Origin of the sequence: Pseudomonas sp. NPDC087029 (assembly GCF_044745345.1) — a bacterium.
Taxonomy (GTDB): domain Bacteria; phylum Pseudomonadota; class Gammaproteobacteria; order Pseudomonadales; family Pseudomonadaceae; genus Aquipseudomonas; species Aquipseudomonas faucium.
Genome location: NZ_JBIVAB010000007.1, coordinates 88959 through 107998 on the forward strand (window position 1 = coordinate 88959; position 19040 = coordinate 107998).

The window sequence follows — 19040 nt, forward strand, 5'->3', positions numbered from 1 at the left end:
CTGCACCCGGCGCAATACACAATCTCCTCATCCGCCCTTTTCACTGGCGCCCAACAGGCATATGGTGTACGCCGTCCATATTCCCTGGAGCTGTCATGTCCAACCGTTTCCCGTCCGTCCGCCCCCGCCGCCTGCGCCAGAACGAATCGCTGCGCACTATTTTCCAGGAGACGGAATTCCGCCTCGAAGACCTGATCCTGCCGATCTTCGTCGAGGAAGGCATCGATGACTTCGTGCCGATCACCAGCATGCCTGGGGTCAACCGCATCCCTGAAAAACGGCTGGCCCAGGAAATCGAACGCTACGCCCGCGCCGGCATCAAGTCGGTGATGACCTTCGGCGTTTCCCACCACCTCGATGCCACCGGCAGCGACACCTGGAACGAAAACGGCCTGGTCGCGCGCATGGCGCGCATCTGCAAGGACACCGTGCCAGAGATGGTGGTGATGTCCGACACCTGCTTCTGCGAATACACCAGCCACGGCCACTGCGGCGTGCTGCACGACCATGGCGTGGACAACGACGCGACCCTGGCCAACCTTGGCAAGCAGGCCGTGGTGGCCGCGGCCGCCGGTGCCGACTTCATCGCCCCGTCGGCGGCGATGGACGGCCAGGTCCAGGCCATCCGTGGCGCGCTGGATGCCGCAGGCTTCCACGACACCGCGATCATGGCCTATTCCACCAAGTTCGCCTCCTCGCTCTACGGCCCGTTCCGTGAAGCCGGCGGCACCACCCTCAAGGGTGACCGCAAGGCCTACCAGATGAACCCGATGAACCGCCGCGAAGCGGTGCGCGAGTCGCTGCTCGACGAGCAGGAAGGGGCCGATGTGCTGATGGTCAAACCGGCCGGCGCCTACCTCGACGTGATCGCCGACATCCGCGCCGCCTCGCGCCTGCCGCTGGCGGCGTACCAGGTCAGCGGCGAGTACGCGATGATCAAGTTCGGCGGCCTGGCCGGTGCCATCGACGAAGGCCGTGTGGTGCGCGAGAGCCTGGGCGCGATCAAGCGTGCCGGCGCCGACCTGATCCTCACCTACTTCGCCATGGACCTGGCGCGCGAGGGCATCTGACCTTTGCCGCGAGAAATCGCTGAGCGTGGAATTATTTAGTGTCCCTGCGGTTCTGATGCCAGAGAGGCTCAGCCACAGGGACACTGGGATGAAATCACGCAAGAAAACCGTCAAGCCGATCGGCTTGAAAGACATCACCATCGTTGACGATGCCAAGATGCGCAAGGCGATCACCGCCGCGGCGCTGGGCAACGCCATGGAATGGTTCGACTTCGGCGTCTATGGCTTTGTCGCCTATGCCCTGGGCAAGGTGTTCTTCCCCAACGCCGACCCCAGCGTGCAGATGATCGCAGCGCTAGCCACCTTCTCAGTGCCGTTCCTGATCCGCCCGTTGGGCGGGTTGTTCTTCGGCGCCCTGGGCGACCGCTTCGGCCGGCAGAAGATCTTGGCCGCGACCATCGTGATCATGTCGCTCAGCACCTTCGCCATCGGCCTGATACCGTCCTACGCCTCGATCGGCATCTGGGCGCCGATCCTGCTGTTGCTGGCGAAAATGGCCCAGGGCTTCTCGGTCGGCGGGGAGTACACCGGCGCATCGATCTTCGTTGCCGAGTACGCACCCGACCGCAAGCGCGGCTTCCTCGGCAGCTGGCTGGACTTCGGCTCGATCGCAGGCTTCGTGCTCGGGGCCGGGGTGGTGGTGCTGATTTCCGCCACCCTCGGCGAGGAGAAATTCCTCGAATGGGGCTGGCGCCTGCCGTTCTTCCTGGCCCTGCCACTGGGCATCATCGGCCTGTACCTGCGCCATGCGCTGGAGGAAACACCGGCCTTCCAGCAGCACGTCGACAAGCTCGAGCAAGGCGACCGCGAGGGCCTGGCATCGGGGCCCAAGGTGTCGTTCAAGGAGGTGGCGACCCAGCACTGGCGCAGCCTGGTGACCTGCATCGGGGTGGTGATCGCCACCAACGTCACCTACTACATGCTGCTCACCTACATGCCCAGCTACCTGTCGCACAACCTGCACTACAGCGAAGACCACGGCGTGCTGATCATCATCGCGATCATGGTCGGCATGCTCTTCGTTCAGCCGGTGATCGGCCTGCTCAGCGACAAGTGGGGCCGCCGGCCATTCATCATCGTCGGCAGCGTCGGCCTGTTCGCCCTGGCCATCCCGGCCTTCATGCTGATCAACAGCGGCGTGCTCGGGGTGATTTTCGCCGGCTTGCTGATCATCGCCGTGCTGCTGAACTTCTTCATCGGCGTGATGGCCTCGACCCTGCCGGCGATGTTCCCCACCCATATCCGCTACAGCGCCCTGGCCAGCGCCTTCAACATCTCCGTGCTGATCGCCGGCCTGACCCCGACCCTGGCCGCCTGGCTGGTGGAAAGCACGGGCGACCTGTACATGCCGGCCTACTACCTGATGGTGATCGCCGCCATCGGCCTGGTCACCGGGCTGACCATGAAGGAAACCGCCAACAAGCCCCTGCGCGGCGCTGCCCCGGCGGCCTCGGACATCGAAGAGGCGCGCGAACTGCTGCAGGAGCACCACGACACCATCGAGCAGAAGATCGAGGACATCGACGAGCAGATCGCCGATCTCGAGGCCAAGCGCAAGCTGCTGGTGCAGCAGCACCCACGGATCGAGTAAGGTGTGGGTCTTTCCACTCAGTAGATAAACTTCATGGCCGATGGCTTCTCGGCGCTGCCACCGCTCAATGCCCTGCGGGTGTTCGAGGTGGTGGCGCGCCACCTCAACTTTCGCCTGGCCGCCGACGAACTGGGGGTGACCCAGGCGGCGGTGGCGCAGCAGATTCGTGGGCTTGAGGCCAACCTTGGGCTCAAGCTGTTCGACCGCCTGCCCAGGGGCCTGGGCCTGACCGGGGCCGGCCAGCGCTACAGCGCCGACATCCGCAGCGCCTTCGCCCTGATCGCCAGCGCCACCCAGGCGCTGCGCCCGGACGGTGCGCAACTGACCGTCAGCGTGACCCCGACCTTCGCCGCCAAATGGCTGATCCCGCGCTTGTCATCCTTCACCGCGCAGCATCCGCACATCGACCTGCAGGTGCTGGCCACCGACCGCCTTTCGCAGCTTCGCCCCGAGGGCGTGGACCTGGCCGTGCGCTACGGCCGGCCGCCGTTCGGCCCGGCGCTGCAGACCGAGCTGTTGCTGCCCCAGCGCATCGTGGCGGTGGGCAGCCCGGCGTTGCTCGAGGCGCAAGGCGCGCCAACGGACCTTGCGCAGTTGCAGCGTTACACCTTGCTGCACGACGCCCACAACTTCTGGCCCGACTTCATTGCCGAGGCGCTGCGCCAGCCCCTGCAGGCGGCGGCGCGGAACGTGCGCTTCAACCAGACGGCGCTGGCCATCGATGCGGCGATTGCCGGGCAGGGGCTGGCCCTGGCCAGCTACTACTTCGTGCAGAGCGAGCTGGCCGCCGGGCGCCTGGCCCTGGCGTTCGACCACGAGCTGCGCCTGGATCAGGCGTTCTACCTGGTGTGGCCACGCAATGCCCACCAGCCGCCGGCGCTGGCCACCGTGCGCAGCTGGCTGCTGCAACAGGCAGTAGAATTTCTATCGGCTGATTGAAGTTTTCCTGGCTCTCTGCTGGGGCGAGCCTGCTGCTAGGCTAACCCCCATCATTCATGCAGACGCACTCGACAAGGGGGCCTTATGGCAGTTGAAAAAGTGGCAATCGTGATCGCCGGTGGCAGCGGCATGGGCGCGGCATGCGCCCGGCGCCTGGCGGCAGACGGTTTCAAGGTCGGCATCCTGTCCTCGTCCGGCAAGGGCGAGGCGCTGGCGAAGGAACTGGGCGGTATCGGCGTGACCGGCAGCAACCGCAACACTCACGACATCCAGCGCCTGGTTGACGCGGTGGTCGGCCAATGGGGCCGCATCGACGTGCTGGTCAACAGCGCAGGCCACGGCCCGCGTGCGCCGATCCTGGAGATCAGCGACGAGGACTGGCACCTGGGCATGGAAACCTACCTGCTCAACGTGATTCGCCCGACCCGCCTGGTGACCCCGATCATGCAGCGCCAGCAGGGCGGGGTGGTGATCAACATCTCCACCGCCTGGGCCTTCGAGCCGAGCGACATGTTCCCCACCTCGGCGGTGTTCCGCGCCGGGCTTGCGTCGTTCAGCAAGATCTTTGCCGACACCTATGCCGGCGACAACATCCGCATCAACAACGTGCTGCCGGGCTGGATCGACAGCCTGCCGGCCACCGACGCTCGGCGCGACAGCGTGCCGCTCAAGCGCTATGGCAAGGCGGAGGAAATCGCCGCCACCGTGGCCTTCCTGGCCAGCGAGGGCGGCGCGTACATCACCGGGCAGAACATCCGCGTCGATGGCGGGATTACCCGCAGCGTGTGATGTTGGCCGCATCGGCCCTATCGCCGGCAAGCCGGCTCCCACATTTACAGGCAGTGCTGTGCCTGTGGGAGCCGGCTTGCCGGCGATAGGGCCCTTCAGGGCAACAACTTTTCCCGAGCCAGGGTGTTTTTCAACGTGCGCTCCACCACATCGACCAGCACCATGGTCTGGTGGTCCACCTCGATGTTGATCAGCTCGCCGGCCTTGTAGCGGGCGAAGGTGGTCTGGCGCAGGGTTTCCGGGATCAGGTTGATTTTCACCAGCGTGTCGTCCACATCGGCGACGGTCAGGCTGCAGCCATTGACCCCCAGAAACCCCCGCGCGAACACGTACTTGGCCCACTCCGGCGGCATGCGGAAGGTGATGAAGGCGCCGGTTTCTTCGATCGACAGCTCGACGATTTCGGCGGTGGTGGCGATGTGGCCGGCCATCAGGTGGCCGCCGACTTCGGCGTTCATCTTCGCCGAACGCTCGATGTTCACGCCTTGGCCGGCCTTGAAGAAGCGCAGGTTGGTGCGCTCCAGGGTGGCGGTCATGGCGTCGAACTTGACCTGGGTGCCGGCGATTTCGGTGACCGACAGGCAGGTGCCTTCGACGCTGACGCTGGCGCCGATCTTCAGCTCGTCAAGCAGCTCGGGGGTGAGCTCGACGGTGAACTCGTTGTGGCCCGGGTGAGTGGTTACCGCAAGAAGAGGGCGCACGGCCTGGACGATACCGGTGTACATGGGGGGCTCCTGGGCAGGGAAAGGAATGCCCGGGAAACTATGCCCCTGGGGCGGTAAATGCAAGTTGTCTGCTGCGGCCTCATCGCCGGCAAGCCGGCTCCCACATGGACCCCGCAGTTCCCTGTGGGAGCCGGCTTGCCGGCGATAGGGCCGCAGCAGGCTCAAACATGCCCACTGCTGTTGACGATCCGCAAACACAGCGCCTCGAACGGGTCCAGGTTGATCATCAACCGCCCATCCTCGGTCAGGTCGCCCTCGACCGTCTCGTTGATCATGTCCACCACCGTCCCCGGCGTGAACCCGGTCAACTGCAGCTCCTCGGCAATCACCGCCTGGCCGAAGTTCAGCGCGCTGATCTGTATCCCGCGCCCGGCCGGCAGCTCATGCACCATCACCAGCAACCCCGGGCTGCTGACCTCGGGCACCAGCACCTGGCGGCTGGTGGCGATGCCATAGGCCTGGCGCACGGCAAGCAGCTTCTTCACCTTGCTGGCAAACGAATCGGGGTTTTCCAGCTGGCTGTCGAGGCTGCCATACAGCGCGCGCGCCCGTGGCATGCCGCGCACCGACGCCTCGGCCTGCGGCGCCAGCCCCGCCAGGTCATAGCCGCCGCGGTGGATCCAGCGGGTATCGCCATCGAGCATGCGCTCGGCCACCGACTCGGCCGGCAACGGCAGCGCGCCGACCATGTCCCAGCCCGACAGCGCCACCACCCCAGGCTGCATGGCGTTGTACATCACCAGCAGCAGGTGCACCTTCTGGATCTGCTCGATCTCGGCCGCGCCAAGCCGGTCCAGGTCGCGGATGCCCAGCGCCGCGGTGATCAGGCTGGCGGTGGTGCAAGAGATGCCATTGGTGACGAAGCGCAGGTTGTACGGCGCATGCTCGCCGGACAGGCGCTCGTAGATCTCTTCGCGGATGTGCTCGCGCAGGATGCTGCCGGGCAGGGTCTGGCCCTTGAACAGGTACATGTCATGGGCATGCAGGGTCCAGAAGTGCACCAGCTCGACGGTCAGCTCATCGTGGTTCTGCAGGGCGTGGATCAACGACGCCGGGTCGATGCCGAAGGCCTGCATCTCCTTGAGCATCAGGCGCAGGAACTCGGTGTCGCCGGTGAGCAAGGCATGCTGGTAGGCCGGGCGGGTAATGAAGTCGTAGGACAGGTCGGCGCCGCCCTTGGACATCTGCGCGATGTCGTCCAGGGTCAGGTTCAGCTCCTGGAAGCTGAAGCCCCCGGCCTTGCGGATCATGCCGCCGATCAGCTGGTTGCCGACGATCGACAGCGGGTGGCTCTCCGACCAGGCAGTGCCGCTGGCGCGGGTTTCCACGCCGAGAAAGCCGTTGGCATCCAGGCGCAGGCCGCGCGCGCCCAGGCAGTCCAGCGCATGCAGGGCATCGCCGATGATCATCTGTTGCGCGGCGAAGCTTGGGTCCAGCCAGTTGAGCGAGGGCTGGCCCTCCTTGAAGTAGTGCAGGTACACCCAGCGCCGGGTCTTGCCGTCGACCCCGGTGATCGGCGCGGTCACGCTCCAGTCGGTTTCCTTGACCCCCGGCTCGAAGAAGATCACCCGCTGCAGCTGGCCGACGATGTAGTGGCGCGCCTTGAGCTCGTCGCACTGGGCCGGCAGCAGGTTGAGCGCATCGCGCCCGGCCGGCACGTCCGGCAGCAACGGCCAGTCCTCCTCGCGGATCTCGACCATGTGGTAGAGCCCGGGGAATGCCTCATGGCCCAGCTCGGCCAGGCGAAAGTCCGCGCCCTTGCCGGTGTGCGAAGGGATCAGGTCGTCGATGGTCACGGCGTTGTGCGCCGCGGCCATGCGGCTCATCTGCACCAGCTCCTGTTCGCTGCCGTAGAGCGGGTCGATGTCGAAGCTGATGCGGTCGAAGTTGCCGTCGATGCTGGGGGTGAAATCGCGCCCACGCACGCCGCCGGACTGCTTGATGGGGCCGGTGTGGATGCCTTGCACGCCCATCTCCGAGAGGCGCTTCCACAGCGCCTCGTGGCCCAGCGCGCTGAGCACCGAGTCGCCTTCGGGCGCAATGATGGCGTCGGGGTAGACGGTCAGCCACACCGAGGCGATTTCCGTGGCCCGGCGCGGCTGCGCCTCGGCGTAGGGGTTCTGCCACAGGCGTGACTGGCCGGAATACAAGCGCGCCCGCGCTTGCGAGGCCTTGAGCATGGAGCGGTCTTCGAGCCATTTGACGTATGACGGGTCGGGCTGGGTCATTTCGCGTCCTCGCTGCGGGTCGGCATGTGCTCAAGTTATGACGGTGTGGTACGCGGAATGTTCGGTTGGGGAAGGTGGTTTGGCGTTGGATGTGTGTCGTTCATGAGATCGAGCGCCGCCCGCGCGGCGCATCGCGGATAAATCCGCTCCCACATTTGTTGCAACGTGCCTATGCCTGATAGGCCATGGTTGCCAGCCTTGGTGGCACGACGCGGTTTCTCGGCGGGCACCAAAAGCAGACAACCATGGCCTGACAGACCGCGGCACGTTGCAACAAATGTAGGAGCGGATTTATCCGCGATGCGCCGCGCGGGCGGCGCTCGATCTCACAGCCACCAAAAAAGTCATGACCAGCCCCTCACCCCCGCGTCGCCTGCCAACACAGCAACGACCCCACCGTCACCAACACCGCCCCCTGCCAGAACTGCAACCCCAACTGCGCCCCAAGCCAAGCCGCAGCAAACGCCGATGACAACACCGGCGCCGCATACGAAGCCGTCGCCAGCAACGTCAGGTTGCCGCGCAAGATGCCAATGTTCCAAAGCGCATAACCCCCAGCCATACCCACCGCCGCCGCCAGCAGCTCAAGGCTGTGCACCAGCGAAAAAGCCGGCAGCGCCTCGCTGCTGAACAGGTACTTCACCCACAGCACCCCAGCCGTCAGCACAAAGAACAGCGCCACATGACTCTGCCCATTGGCATAGCGCCGGGTCACGTTGCAGTACAAGGCAAAGGTCACCGCACAGGCCGCCGCCAGGCTGTAGCTCAAGGGGTTGGACGCAATGTTGCTGGCGATGCTGGCCAGCGACAGCCCGTCGCTGCTCACCACCCAGAGAATACCCAGCAGGGCAATGGCGGTGCCGGGCACGATCAACCAGCGCGCCGGCTGGCGGTTCATGAAGATCGCCAGCAACACCGTCAGGCTCGGCCACAGGTAATTGACCACCACCAACTGGATCGCCTGGGTACGGCTGACGGCATACCCCAGTGCCAGGCACAGGCAGATCTCGTAGGCCACGAACAGCGCCGAGCCGCTGACCAGGTACAGCCGCGAGGCGTTGCGCAGGCGCGGGCGGCCGAGCAGCATCAGCAGCAGCGCGGCGCCGAGGGTGTAGATCAGCGCGGCGCCGCCGATGGGGCCGAAGTGTTCGCTGACACTGCGGATCAGGCCGCTGGCCGTGCTCCACAGCAGGATCGCCGCCAGGCCGCAGGCGGTCGCGGCTGAAGGGCTGGTGATGCGCATGGGGCGGGCTCTCTTGGGTGAAAAAGCGCCAAGTCTAAAGGCTCGGCTGCCACGGGTCACGGGTTCAGCGCCGCGCCGAAAGCTGCTGCGGCGCCAGGAAGGCATCATGGAAGTAATTGCGCAGCGCCTGCATCGCCGGGCTGAAGGCGCGTTCGCGGTGCCAGGCCAGGCCCACGCTCATCGGCGTCACCGGGTCGCTGATGGTCACGGTTTCGATGCGCTTGCCCTCCAGCGACCAGGGCCGGTGCACCAGGTCCGAGAGGATCGCCACGCCGCTGCCGTTGGCGACCATGCTGCGCACCGCTTCCACCGAACTGGTGCGCACCCGCACCGTGGGCCGCTGGCCGGCCTGCTCCCAGTAGCGCATGGCGCTCTGCTCGGCTTCATCGACCGTGAGCAGGATGTACGGCTCGCAGGCCACGTTGGCAAGGCTCACCGCCGAGCGCTCGCACAGCGGGTGATGGCCGGGCAGCCACAGGCGGCGCTCGGAGTTGAACAGGGTTTCGGAGACGATGTCCGGATGGGTGAGGTTGGCGGTGAGCACCACGGCCATGTCGAAACGCCCGTCCAGCAGGCCTTGCTCGATGGCGCTGCGCTCCTGTTCGTGCACCTCCAGCGACACATCCGGGTGCCAGTGCGCCAGGCGCTGCAGGTGGTGGGGCAGGAAGTAGCCGATCACCGTGTAGCTGGCCGCCAGGCGCAGCAGGCCGCTGGCGCGCACGTCGGGCAGGGGGCTGTTCAGCGCATCGTCGACGCTGCGCAAGATCACGTAGGCGCGGTTGAGAAAGTGCCGGCCGGCATCGGTCAGGTTCATGCCCTGGGGCGAGCGCTGGAACAGCAGCACGCCGAGCATCGCTTCGAGCTCCTTGATCGCGGTGGTCACCGCCGATTGGGAGATGTTCAGGTGGATCGCGGCCTGGGAGATCTGGCCAATCTCGGCGGTGGCGACGAAGTAGCGAACCTGGCGCAGGGTCAGTGACACGATGACAGCTCCTGGGTATCTGTTTTTCAGAAGACACCCTATCTGTTTATAGATCTTCCCAAGGGGGTGGGGAGAATCTAACGTGGCCTGCATGCAGCCACAAGCACCAGGAGAACCAGCATGCAGGCGGTGGATTTCAATTCGGACATGGGTGAGGGTTTCGGCCCGTGGACCATCGGTGATGGCGTCGACAACGAGCTGATGGCGTTCATCAGTTCGGCCAACGTCGCCACCGGCTTCCACGCCGGCGACCCCGGTACCATGCGCCGCACGGTCGAGCGGGCCAAGGCGCTGGGCGTGGCCGTGGGTGCGCACCCGGGCTTTCGTGACCTGGTCGGCTTTGGCCGCCGGCACATCAACGCGCCGGCCCAGGAGCTGGTCGACGACATGCTCTACCAGCTCGGCGCGCTGCGTGAAATCGCCCGCGCCCAGGGCGTCAGCCTGCAGCACATCAAGCCGCATGGTGCGCTGTACATGCACCTGGCCCGTGATGAAGAGGCGGCGCGGCTGCTGGTGGAAAACCTGCAAGTGATCGAGCCCACGCTGCTGCTGTACTGCATGCCGGGTTCGGTGATCTGCCGGATCGCCCAGGCGCTTGGCCAGCCGGTGGTGCGTGAGTTCTACGCCGACCGCGAATACGACCTCAGTGGCTCGATCGTGTTCACCCGCAACGTGCGCGGCTACGAGCCGCAGCGGGTTGCCGAGCGCGTGCTGCGCGCCTGCCAGGAAGGCGTGGTGCGCACCGTCGAAGGCCAGGACCTGGCCATCGAGTTCGACTCCATCTGCCTGCACAGCGACACGCCCGGCGCCCTGGGCCTGGTCGAGGCCACGCGCGCGGCCCTGGATGGCGCCGGTATCCAGGTGCGCGCCCCGCGTTAAGCGCCATTTGCCGCACCGCATTGTTTTTGCCTGCCTTACCGATAAAGATTCCAAGAAAAGGAGCAGACATGGCCGAGCCGCTTGCCACCACCCCCATCCGCTACAGCTTCGGTGCCGACGAGCACCTGTTCGCCGAGGTCAGCGAGAGCATGTCGCTGGAGGCCTTCTTCAAAGGGCTGGCGGTGACCCGCGCCGTCGAGCGCCTGGCGCTGGAGGGCGTGCTCGACGTGTGCCTGGCCAACGCCTCGTTCCAGATCCGCTTCGACCCCGACCGCATCGCGCCCGAGGCGCTGCTCGAAGCGGTGCGCGGCGCCGAGGCCGAGGCCGTGGCGGAGCGCTCGTTGAGCACGCGCATCATCGAGATCCCGGTGCTGTACAACGACCCCTGGACCCATGAAACCCTGATGCGTTTTCGTGACCGCCACCAGGACCCGCAGAGCACCGACCTGGAATACGCCGCGCGGATCAACGGCCTGGCCGACGTCGAGGCGTTCGTTGCCGCGCACAGTGGGGCGCCGTGGTTCGTGTCGATGGTCGGCTTCGTCGCCGGCTTGCCGTTCATGTTCCAGATGGTCGAGCAGCAGCGCCAGTTGCAGGTGCCCAAGTACCTGCGCCCGCGCACCGACACGCCCAAGCTCACCCTCGGCCATGGCGGCTGTTTCGGCTGCATCTATTCGGTGCGTGGCGCCGGCGGCTACCAGATGTTCGGCGTCACCCCGGCGCCGATCTACGACCCGCAGCAGAGCCTGGCCTACCTGAAGGAGCACATGGTGTTCTTCCGCCCGGGCGACATCGTGCAGTTCAAGCCCATCGACCGGCGCAGCTACGACCAGGCCGTGGCCGACGTCGAGGACGGGCGCTTCGACCTGCGCATCCGCCCGGTGGAGTTCTCCCTGGATGCATTTCTCGCCGACCCCGTCGGTTACCCCAAGACACTGCAGGAGGCGCTGGCATGATCAAGGTAGTCAAACCTGGCCTGGCCACCTCGGTGCAGGACCTTGGCCGCGAAGGCTTCTATCACCTGGGCATCCCGCCCTCGGGCGCGCTCGACCAGTACGCGCTGCGTGCGGCCAACCACCTGGTCGGCAACCCGGCGGGCGCTGCCGGCATCGAATGCGCGCTGGTGGGGCCGGAGCTCGAGTTCCAGCACGATGCCCTGGTGGCGGTGTGTGGCGCACAGATGCCGGTGCTGCTCGATGGCCGCGAGCAGCACCCGTACACCGCCTTTGCCGTCCGGGCCGGGCAGGTGCTGCGTTTGGGCTTCCCCACGGCAGGGGCGCGGGCTTACCTGGCCGTGGCCGGGGGCATCGATGTGCCTGAGGTGCTGGGCAGCCGCTCGACCTACGCCCTGGGCGCCCTTGGCGGCCATCACGGGCGCAAGCTGATGGCGGGTGACGTGCTGCCGGTTGGCCAGGCCAGCGGCAAGACCCGCGCCGGGGCCAGCCTGCCCATGGCGCTGCGCCAGGCGCTGGGTGGCGAGGTGGTGTTGCGGGTGGTGCCGGGGTTGTACTTCCATCGCCTGAGCGAGGCCGCGGCGCAGAGCTTCTTCACCGACGCCTGGACCGTGGGGTCGGAGGCGGACCGCATCGGCTACCGCTACAAGGGCGGGGGCGCGTTGAGCTTTCAGCCCCGTGAGCAGCCATTCGGGGCGGGCTCGGACCCTTCGAACATCGTCGACAGCTGCTACCCGATCGGCTCGATCCAGGTGCCGGCAGGGCTCGAACCGATCATCCTGCACCGCGATGCGGTGTCGGGTGGGGGCTACGCCATGATCGGCACGGTGATCAGCGCCGACCTGGACCTGGTGGGGCAGATGCAGCCCAACCAGCAAGCGCGGTTCTTGCCGGTGAGCATGGACGAAGCGCTGGAGGCGCGGCGGTCGTACAAGAAGAAGCTGGGGTGCCTGGCCAAGCTGTTCGGCTGATCATCCATCTGTACCGTACGGCGTGGTACGGTACAGTACGATTCATGCTTTCCCACAGGATTGGCTTTCGGCCCTCCATCAGCAGTTTTGCTGCAGGCGCTCGGCACAGGTGCGCAGCACCTCCTCGGCCGGGCGCTGCCACCAGTTGTCACGCGAGAAGATCTCCACCTCGATAGCGCCCTGATACCCGGCCGCTTCCACCCCCTGGCGCAACCCACGCAGGTCGATGACGCCATCGCCCATCATGCCGCGGTCGAGCAGCAGGTCGCGGGTCGGCACCAGCCAGTCGGACAGGTGCAGGCCGAGGATGCGCTGCTGCTGACCGGCGCGTTGCACCTGCTGGGCAAGCTTGGGGTCCCACCAGCAGTGGTAGGCATCGATGGCCACGCCCAGGCTCTGGAAGCCCCCAGGCTCAAGGGCCTCGCACAGGTCCAGGGCCTGTTCCAGGGTCGACAGGCACGAGCGGTCGGCCGCATACATCGGGTGCAGCGGCTCCAGGGCCAGGGCCACCCCGTGCCGGCGGGCATCTTCCAGCAGCCAGCCGATACCTTCGCTCACCTGCTGGCGGGCATCGGCGAGGTCGCGTGAACCTTGCGCCAGGCCGCCGACCACCATGATGAAACACTCGGCCTGCAGCTCGGCGGCTTCTTCGAGGGCTTTGCGGTTGTCGGCCACGGCGGCGGCGAAGGCCTCTCGGCTGGCCGCCGGCAGGTAGGTGGAGCGGCAGTAGGCATTGACCGTCAGCCCGCAGTCGCGCAGCTGCCGGCGCACCTGTTTCAGGTCCTGGCCTTGCAGGTCGCGGCGCCAGGGCGCGACCTGGCCGAAGCCAGTGCGGGCGATCAGCTCCAGGGTTTGGCCGAGGGGCAGGCGGTGGCCGAGGGTGGCGGTGTTGATCGAGCAGCGGTCGAGGCGCTGCGCCAGGGATGAAACGTTCATGGGGCAATCACCGTGGGCAGGTGGCAGAGGGCGCAACGCCGCAGGCCGCGGCGTTGCGCAAGGGGCTAGGCGTCGACGCCGTAGAGCGCCAGCAGGCGCTTCATGCGGGCAACGGCCAGCACCGGGTCGGCGAGCAGGCCGGCCTGGTCGGCCAGGCGGAAGATTTCGCAGAAGTACGGCAGCGGGCGCATGGCCTGGTGCCCGCCGAGCATCACGAAGTGCTCCTGGTGGCCGTTGAGGTAGGCCAGAAACACCACGCCGGTCTTGTAGTACTGGGTCGGGCTGCTGAAGATCAGCCGGGCCAGCGGCAGGGTCGGTTCGAGCAGCCGCTGGTAGCGCGCCAGGTCATCTTCGGCCAGCGCGGCCAGGGCGTGGGCGGCGGCCGGGGCGATGGCGTCGAAGATGCCCAGCAGCGCGTGGGAGTAGCCGTGCGCGTCGCCGGCGATCAGCTGCGGGTAGTTGAAGTCGTCGCCGGTGTACATCTTCACCGAGGCCGGCAGGCGACGGCGCATGAGGATCTCCTTGTCCTTGTCGAGCAGGGAGATCTTGATGCCATCGACCTTGCCCACGTTCTCGTGGATCACCTCCAGGCAGGTGTCCAGCGCCTCCTCGAAGCGCTCGGCGCCCCAGTAGCCTTGCAGCGCGGGGTCGAACATCTCGCCCAGCCAGTGCAGGATCACCGGCTGGTCGGCCTCGGCCAGCACCTTGCGGTACACCAGGCGGTAGTCGAACGGCGTCTTCGCCACCCGCGCCAGGGCGCGGCTGGCCATCAGGATCATGCGCCCGCCGAGCTTGGCGATGGCGTCGCGCTGCTGGGCATAGGCACGCACCACGTCATCGAGGTCGCGGGCCTGGTCCGCTGGCAACTGGTCGGTGCCGCAACCGGAGAAGATCACCGCATGGCGGATGTCGCGGGTTTCGCTCAGGGTGCGCTCGATCAGCTCCAACGCGGTCGGCCAGTCCAGGCCCATGCCGCGTTGCGCGGTGTCCATCGCCTCGGCGATGCCCAGGCCTTGCTGCAGCAGGTAGCGGCGGTAATCCATCGTCCGCCGCCAGTCGATCGCCGCCTTGCCACCGGGGGCGCTGGCGCTGAACGGGTCGGCGACGACATGGGCCGCCGAAAGGGCGATGCGGTTGGCGGGCAGGGGGCTGGCCGGCGGCAGCAGCGGCTCGCCGACCAGGGTGTAGCGCTGCAGCGGGTGGCCGGCCTGGGCGCTGGGCAGGTTGATGCTCAAGGACATGCGTGTCTCTCCAGTCAGAATTTGGGAAGCAGCAGGCCGCCGTCCACCGGCACGGCGTGGCCGACGGTGTAGGGCAGGGCGCCGGTGGCCATGCTGACCACCACCCGGGCGACATCTTCGGGCTGGCCCCAGCGCTTGATGGCGGTCAGGCCACGTTCGATCTCGGCGTCGTAACGGGCCTTGGAGGGGGCGGTCATCTCGGTGGCGATCAGCCCGGGCTGCACCTCGTAGACGCCGATGCCGGCCTCGGCCAGGCGCACCGCGAACAGCCGCGAGGCCATCGACAGGGCGGCCTTGGAAATGCCGTACTCGCCGCGCAGCACCGACACCGCCTGGGCGTTGGATGAGGTGATGGTGATGATGCTGCGCAGGGCCTGGCCGGCCTCGCGCCGCACCAGGCGGCGGGCGAAGGCCTGGGTGAGGAAGAAGGTGCCGCGGGTGTTGACCTGCTGGCAGCGGTCGTAGCTCTGCGGCGTCACCTCCAGCAGGTCGCCGCGCGACAGCACCGAGACGCCGGCGTTGTTGACCAGGCAGCTCAGTGCGCCAAGCGCCTGTTCGGCGGCATCGAGCAAGGCGTCATGGCCGTCGATGGCGGCGATGTCTGCGGCCAGGGCCACGGCGCGGGCGCCGTGGCGGCTGGCCAGTTCGGCCGTTTGCTGCAGGGCGGCATCGGCCTGCAGGTCGACCAGGGCCAGGTCGAACCCGGCTTGCGCCAGGCCCAGGGCGATGGCCCGGCCAATGCCGGCGCGGGCGCCGGTGACCAAGGCAACGTGGCGGGCGGTCATGCGCGTGCTCCCTGGTTGAGCAGCTCACGGGCGATGATCGTGCGCTGGATCTGGTTGGTGCCTTCGTAGATCTGGGTGATCTTGGCGTCGCGGTACAGGCGCTCGACCTCGAAGCCGCGGATGAAGCCGCTGCCGCCGAACAACTGCACGGCATTGGCGGTCTGCGCCACGGCGATGTCGGCGGCGAAGCACTTGGCCATGGAGCAGGCGATGGTGGCGTTGTCGGCGCGGTCCAGGCGCTCGGCGGCGTCCCGCACCAGCAGGCGGGCGGCGCGGATGTCCTTGGCCATGTCGGCGAGCATCCATTGCACGCCCTGGTTGTCGGCGATTGGCTTGCCGAACTGCTTGCGCTGGGGCACGTAATCCAGCGCCGCCTCAAGCCCTGCCTGGGCGATGCCCACGGCCAGCGAGGCGATGCCGACACGGCCCTTGTCCAGGGCGCTCATCATGATGTGGAAGCCACGGCCCTCGACGCCCAGCAGGGCATCGGCCGGCAGCTCGACGTTGTCGAAGTTCAGCCCGCCGACCTGCGAGGCGCGCTGGCCCATCTTGTGCTCCTTGGGGCCCTTGGACACACCCGCCAGGTGGCAGTCGACGATGAAGATGCTCATGCCGCGCTTGCCGGCGGCAGGGTCGGTGCGCGCCAGGACGAACGCCAGGTCGGCCACCGGGGCGTTGTGAATCCACAGCTTCGAGCCGTTGAGCAGCCAGCCGGTTTCGGTGCGCACGGCGCTGGTGCGGATGCCCGACACATCGGAGCCGGCCTCGGCTTCGGTGATGCAGTAGGCCGGGTGTTTCTCGGCGCGCAGCAAGGGCGGCAGGTAGCGCTGGCGCTGCTCGGCGGTGCCGTGCACCGCGAGCAGGGTGCCGATCAGCTCCAGCAGGCCGCACTGGTCGGCGACCGAGGCGTAGCCGCGCGACAGCTCTTCCATCACCAGGGCATAGGCGAGGGTGTCCAGGCCGGCGCCGCCGAAGGCTTCGGGCACGGTGATGCCGAACAGGCCGAGCTCGCCCATCTGCCGGTACAGCGGCGCGGGGAAGCTTTCTTCGTGGTCCAGGCGTTCGGCCAGCGGGCGGATGGTCTGGTCGGCAAAGCGCCGGGCAACGTCCTGGATCATCAGGTGTGTTTCAGAAAGCGGCATTGTTGTTTTCCTTTCCGGGAGGCGACGAGGGGGTTCATCGCGTGGGTTGTGTTCTGTTCCGGGCTGCTCTAAAGTGTTTTTAAGTAACCAACTGGTTATTTATTTAAAGCGCCCTTTGGCAGGCCGTCAAGCACTCAATTGCACACCTGGAGTCGCCCGGGGCCGGGCGATCGATGAGGAAAACAACAATGAAAAGAAGCTGTACATCAGCAGCGGATGTCGCCAGCCGGATAGCCGATGGCGCGACCGTGGCCATCTGTGGCTCGGGCACCTTGCTGGAGCCGGACGCCTTGCTGGCGGCCATCGAAGCCTGCTTCCTGAGCACCGGCCACCCGCGCGACCTGACCCTGGTGCACGCCCTGGGCATCGGCGACGGGCGCGGCAGCGGCCTGGAGCGCCTGGCCCACCCGGGCCTGGTGCGCAAGGTGATCGGTGGCCACTGGAGCTGGTCGGCGAAGATGCAGGCGCTGGCGCGCAACGAGCAGATCCAGGCCTACAGCCTGCCGGCCGGGGTGATCATGAGCCTGATGCGCGAGATCGGCGCCGGCCGCCCGGGGCTGATCACCCACATTGGCCTGGGCACCTTCGCCGACCCGCAGGTGGCCGGCGGCAAGTGCAACGCCAGTGCCCGCCAAGCGCTGGTCGAGCGGCTGAGCATCGATGGCCAGGACTACCTGCGCTACAAGCCGTTCAAGGTCGATGTGGCGATCGTGCGCGGCAGCCTGGCCGACCCCAGCGGCAATATCAGCCTGTGCCACGAGGCGGCCGACCTGGACGCCTACGCCCTGGCCCTGGCGGCGCACAACAGCGGCGGCAAGGTCTACGCCCAGGTTCGCGGCCTGAGCGACAGCGCCTTCGTGCCGGCACGCCTGGTGCGCATCCCTGGCGTGCTGGTGGATGAAGTGGTGGTGGTCGAGGACCAGCGCCAGTGCGTGGCCGCCGACTACGACCCGGCCATCAGCGGCGAGTGCCTGCCCCAGGCGGCGCGCAGCGAGGCGCCGATGGCCGACGATATTCGCCGCATCATCGCCGCGCGTGCGGCCGATGAATTCGTCCCGGGCATGTCGCTGAACTTTGGCTTCGGCATCCCCGGCGGCATCCCCTCGCTGCTGGCCGAGCGCGGCCTGCAGGACAGCTACTGGGGCAGCATCGAGCAGGGCATCCACAACGGCCGCATGATGGGCGGGGCGATGTTCGGCGCGGCGCAGTACCCGCAGGCGATCGTCACCTCGCTGGACCAGTTCGACTTCTACAGCGGCGGCGGTGTCGACCTGGCGTTCCTCGGCATGGGCGAGATGGATGGGCAGGGCAACGTCAACGTGTCCAACCTGGGCGGCACGCTGGTCGGCCCCGGTGGCTTCGTCGACATCACCCAGGGGGCGCGCAAGGTGGTGTTCTGCGGCGCCTTCGAGGCCAAGGGGCTGGAGGTGGCGAAGGTCGGCGCTGCCTTGCAGATCGAGCGCCGTGGCGAGGTGCCCAAGCTGGTCGAGCAGGTGCGCCACATCACCTTCAGCGGCCCGCAGGCGGTCCGTGCAGGCCAGGAGGTGCTGTACGTGACCGAGCGCGCGGTGTTCCGCCTGCTGGCCGAAGGCATCGAGCTCATCGAGGTGGCGCGGGGCGTGGATATCGAGCGCGACGTGCTGGCGCGCATGGCGTTCACGCCGATCGTGCGCGATGTGAAAGTGGCGGGGCTGGCATGAGCCGGGCAGCCCCTCGCGGCGTGCGGTGTGGCCGGGAGGGGCTGCGTGCAGCGTGGGCGTCAGGCGGGGCGCAGCATGCCGAGGATGGTCTGCACGTTGAAGTCGATGCGCGCCTGCAGGGCTTCGGGCGACATCAGGTCGAAGCCGTAGATGATCTCGCCGGTGAAGCGGTTGTTCAGGTAGTAGTAGTTGATCGCGGCGATCGTGATGTTCAGCTGCACCGGGTCGACACCTTCGCGGAACACGCCCTGGGCCACGCCACGGGCGAGGATCTGGGCGACCATCGACACCATCGGCGCGTGCATCTGCTGCATCTTTTCCTGGGAGCGCTTGAGGTGCACGGCCTTGTGCAGGTTCTCGCTGTTGACCAGGGTCAGGAAGTGCGGGTTCTTCAGGTAGTACTTCCAGGTGAAGGTCACCAGTTGGGTGATCGCCTCGACCGGCTCCAGCGCTTCGAGATTGAGCTTGCGTTCGGCCTGGCGGATGTCCTGGTAGGCCGACTCCAGGACCGCTTCGAACAGCCCCTCCTTGTTGCCGAAGTACTCGTAGATCATCCGTTTGTTGGACTTGGCGCGCAGCGCGATGCTGTCGATGCGTGCGCCGGCCAAGCCCAGTTTGGCGAATTCGACCTTGGCGGCGTTGAGGATTCTCAGGCGCGTCGCTTCGGAATCCCGGGTGGGGCGGGCGCTGACCGCTTCGGTGGCTTTGCTGGGCATGTGGAACGCTCTCCAGAGCTTGAGTGCTGTACTTCCTGACGCAGAAATCAATGGCCTGCGGCGTAGGGGCGATGAGCTTAGCCGCGGGGGCATAAGGCTGACAAACAAAGCTTAGCCCGCTGCTTGTATGTAAACAACCGGTTAGTTATA

At 66.9% G+C, this 19040-nt stretch carries 17 protein-coding genes; 8 read left to right on the plus strand and 9 right to left on the minus strand.

Annotation, left to right across the window (positions count from 1 at the left end):
* The first annotated feature begins 95 nt into the window (after positions 1-95).
* The 4 genes from hemB to ACIPG5_RS14015 all read left to right on the plus strand — a co-directional run bounded on the left by hemB (position 96) and on the right by ACIPG5_RS14015 (position 4389).
* Positions 96-1070, plus strand: a complete 975-nt coding sequence (gene hemB / locus ACIPG5_RS14000; protein WP_176513017.1) for a porphobilinogen synthase — start codon at positions 96-98, stop codon at positions 1068-1070.
* 88 nt (positions 1071-1158) lie between these two features.
* Entirely contained in the window at positions 1159-2661 is a 1503-nt protein-coding gene (proP, locus tag ACIPG5_RS14005; protein ID WP_401375709.1) for a glycine betaine/L-proline transporter ProP, read from the plus strand.
* A 33-nt stretch (positions 2662-2694) separates the two neighbouring features.
* Positions 2695-3600, plus strand: a complete 906-nt coding sequence (locus tag ACIPG5_RS14010) for a LysR substrate-binding domain-containing protein (RefSeq protein ID WP_236236083.1) — start codon at positions 2695-2697, stop codon at positions 3598-3600.
* A gap of 84 nt (positions 3601-3684) precedes the next feature.
* Entirely contained in the window at positions 3685-4389 is a 705-nt protein-coding gene (locus ACIPG5_RS14015; protein WP_401375712.1) for an SDR family oxidoreductase, read from the plus strand.
* Between the two features lie 95 nt (positions 4390-4484).
* Here the strand turns inward: ACIPG5_RS14015 and ACIPG5_RS14020 are convergent, their stop codons facing one another.
* The 4 genes from ACIPG5_RS14020 to ACIPG5_RS14035 all read right to left on the minus strand — a co-directional run bounded on the left by ACIPG5_RS14020 (position 4485) and on the right by ACIPG5_RS14035 (position 9567).
* Complete coding sequence (locus ACIPG5_RS14020) at positions 4485-5114, minus strand: riboflavin synthase subunit alpha (RefSeq protein WP_176513009.1); 630 nt, start codon at positions 5112-5114, stop codon at positions 4485-4487.
* A 161-nt stretch (positions 5115-5275) separates the two neighbouring features.
* Positions 5276-7342, minus strand: a complete 2067-nt coding sequence (treS, locus tag ACIPG5_RS14025) for a maltose alpha-D-glucosyltransferase (RefSeq protein ID WP_286914970.1) — start codon at positions 7340-7342, stop codon at positions 5276-5278.
* 358 nt (positions 7343-7700) lie between these two features.
* Positions 7701-8585, minus strand: a complete 885-nt coding sequence (gene yddG, locus ACIPG5_RS14030; RefSeq protein WP_176516560.1) for an aromatic amino acid DMT transporter YddG — start codon at positions 8583-8585, stop codon at positions 7701-7703.
* A gap of 64 nt (positions 8586-8649) precedes the next feature.
* Positions 8650-9567, minus strand: coding sequence for a LysR family transcriptional regulator (locus ACIPG5_RS14035; protein WP_401375716.1), 918 nt, complete (start codon positions 9565-9567; stop codon positions 8650-8652).
* Positions 9568-9687: 120 nt separating this feature from the next.
* Between ACIPG5_RS14035 and ACIPG5_RS14040 the strand changes: the two genes are divergently transcribed.
* From ACIPG5_RS14040 to ACIPG5_RS14050, 3 genes are all read left to right on the plus strand, one after another.
* Complete coding sequence (locus tag ACIPG5_RS14040) at positions 9688-10446, plus strand: 5-oxoprolinase subunit PxpA (protein WP_286913013.1); 759 nt, start codon at positions 9688-9690, stop codon at positions 10444-10446.
* 68 nt (positions 10447-10514) lie between these two features.
* Positions 10515-11402 carry an allophanate hydrolase subunit 1 gene (locus ACIPG5_RS14045; RefSeq protein WP_176516554.1) on the plus strand — a complete coding sequence of 296 codons (888 nt, stop codon included), beginning with the start codon at positions 10515-10517 and terminating at the stop codon, positions 11400-11402.
* Positions 11399-12370, plus strand: coding sequence for a biotin-dependent carboxyltransferase family protein (locus ACIPG5_RS14050; protein WP_401375720.1), 972 nt, complete (start codon positions 11399-11401; stop codon positions 12368-12370). Before ACIPG5_RS14045 ends, ACIPG5_RS14050 begins: the two co-directional genes overlap by 4 nt.
* A 78-nt stretch (positions 12371-12448) precedes the next feature.
* On the opposite strand, the gene ACIPG5_RS14055 is transcribed toward ACIPG5_RS14050, so the two are convergent.
* The 4 genes from ACIPG5_RS14055 to ACIPG5_RS14070 all read right to left on the minus strand — a co-directional run bounded on the left by ACIPG5_RS14055 (position 12449) and on the right by ACIPG5_RS14070 (position 16474).
* Positions 12449-13306, minus strand: a complete 858-nt coding sequence (locus ACIPG5_RS14055) for a sugar phosphate isomerase/epimerase family protein (RefSeq protein ID WP_401375722.1) — start codon at positions 13304-13306, stop codon at positions 12449-12451.
* Positions 13307-13371: 65 nt separating this feature from the next.
* On the minus strand, positions 13372-14547 hold the full coding sequence (locus ACIPG5_RS14060; protein ID WP_286913008.1) for a dihydrodipicolinate synthase family protein: 1176 nt from the start codon (positions 14545-14547) through the stop codon (positions 13372-13374).
* A 14-nt stretch (positions 14548-14561) separates the two neighbouring features.
* Positions 14562-15332 (minus strand): 3-ketoacyl-ACP reductase, encoded by a 771-nt coding sequence (locus ACIPG5_RS14065; protein ID WP_401375725.1) that lies wholly within the window; start codon positions 15330-15332, stop codon positions 14562-14564.
* Positions 15329-16474: an acyl-CoA dehydrogenase family protein gene (locus ACIPG5_RS14070; RefSeq protein WP_286913005.1), complete on the minus strand. Its 1146-nt coding sequence runs from the start codon at positions 16472-16474 to the stop codon at positions 15329-15331. The genes ACIPG5_RS14065 and ACIPG5_RS14070 overlap by 4 nt, the downstream gene beginning before the upstream one ends.
* A 188-nt stretch (positions 16475-16662) precedes the next feature.
* On the opposite strand from ACIPG5_RS14070, the gene ACIPG5_RS14075 reads away from it, so the two are divergent.
* Entirely contained in the window at positions 16663-18174 is a 1512-nt protein-coding gene (locus ACIPG5_RS14075) for a CoA-transferase (protein ID WP_401375728.1), read from the plus strand.
* 59 nt (positions 18175-18233) lie between these two features.
* Here the strand turns inward: ACIPG5_RS14075 and ACIPG5_RS14080 are convergent, their stop codons facing one another.
* Positions 18234-18890: a TetR/AcrR family transcriptional regulator gene (locus ACIPG5_RS14080; RefSeq protein ID WP_176516539.1), complete on the minus strand. Its 657-nt coding sequence runs from the start codon at positions 18888-18890 to the stop codon at positions 18234-18236.
* Positions 18891-19040 lie beyond the last annotated feature (150 nt).

Coding starts and splice junctions, on each gene's coding strand:
- ACIPG5_RS14010 (WP_236236083.1), top strand. CDS start 2,695: ATGGCCGATGGCTTCTCGGCGCTGCCACCGCTCAATGCCCTGCGGGTG.
- ACIPG5_RS14055 (WP_401375722.1), bottom strand. CDS start 13,306: ATGAACGTTTCATCCCTGGCGCAGCGCCTCGACCGCTGCTCGATCAAC.
- treS (WP_286914970.1), bottom strand. CDS start 7,342: ATGACCCAGCCCGACCCGTCATACGTCAAATGGCTCGAAGACCGCTCC.
- ACIPG5_RS14040 (WP_286913013.1), top strand. CDS start 9,688: ATGCAGGCGGTGGATTTCAATTCGGACATGGGTGAGGGTTTCGGCCCG.
- hemB (WP_176513017.1), top strand. CDS start 96: ATGTCCAACCGTTTCCCGTCCGTCCGCCCCCGCCGCCTGCGCCAGAAC.
- ACIPG5_RS14050 (WP_401375720.1), top strand. CDS start 11,399: ATGATCAAGGTAGTCAAACCTGGCCTGGCCACCTCGGTGCAGGACCTT.
- yddG (WP_176516560.1), bottom strand. CDS start 8,585: ATGCGCATCACCAGCCCTTCAGCCGCGACCGCCTGCGGCCTGGCGGCG.
- ACIPG5_RS14015 (WP_401375712.1), top strand. CDS start 3,685: ATGGCAGTTGAAAAAGTGGCAATCGTGATCGCCGGTGGCAGCGGCATG.
- ACIPG5_RS14020 (WP_176513009.1), bottom strand. CDS start 5,114: ATGTACACCGGTATCGTCCAGGCCGTGCGCCCTCTTCTTGCGGTAACC.
- ACIPG5_RS14080 (WP_176516539.1), bottom strand. CDS start 18,890: ATGCCCAGCAAAGCCACCGAAGCGGTCAGCGCCCGCCCCACCCGGGAT.
- ACIPG5_RS14065 (WP_401375725.1), bottom strand. CDS start 15,332: ATGACCGCCCGCCACGTTGCCTTGGTCACCGGCGCCCGCGCCGGCATT.
- ACIPG5_RS14070 (WP_286913005.1), bottom strand. CDS start 16,474: ATGCCGCTTTCTGAAACACACCTGATGATCCAGGACGTTGCCCGGCGC.
- proP (WP_401375709.1), top strand. CDS start 1,159: ATGAAATCACGCAAGAAAACCGTCAAGCCGATCGGCTTGAAAGACATC.
- ACIPG5_RS14075 (WP_401375728.1), top strand. CDS start 16,663: ATGAAAAGAAGCTGTACATCAGCAGCGGATGTCGCCAGCCGGATAGCC.
- ACIPG5_RS14045 (WP_176516554.1), top strand. CDS start 10,515: ATGGCCGAGCCGCTTGCCACCACCCCCATCCGCTACAGCTTCGGTGCC.
- ACIPG5_RS14060 (WP_286913008.1), bottom strand. CDS start 14,547: ATGTCCTTGAGCATCAACCTGCCCAGCGCCCAGGCCGGCCACCCGCTG.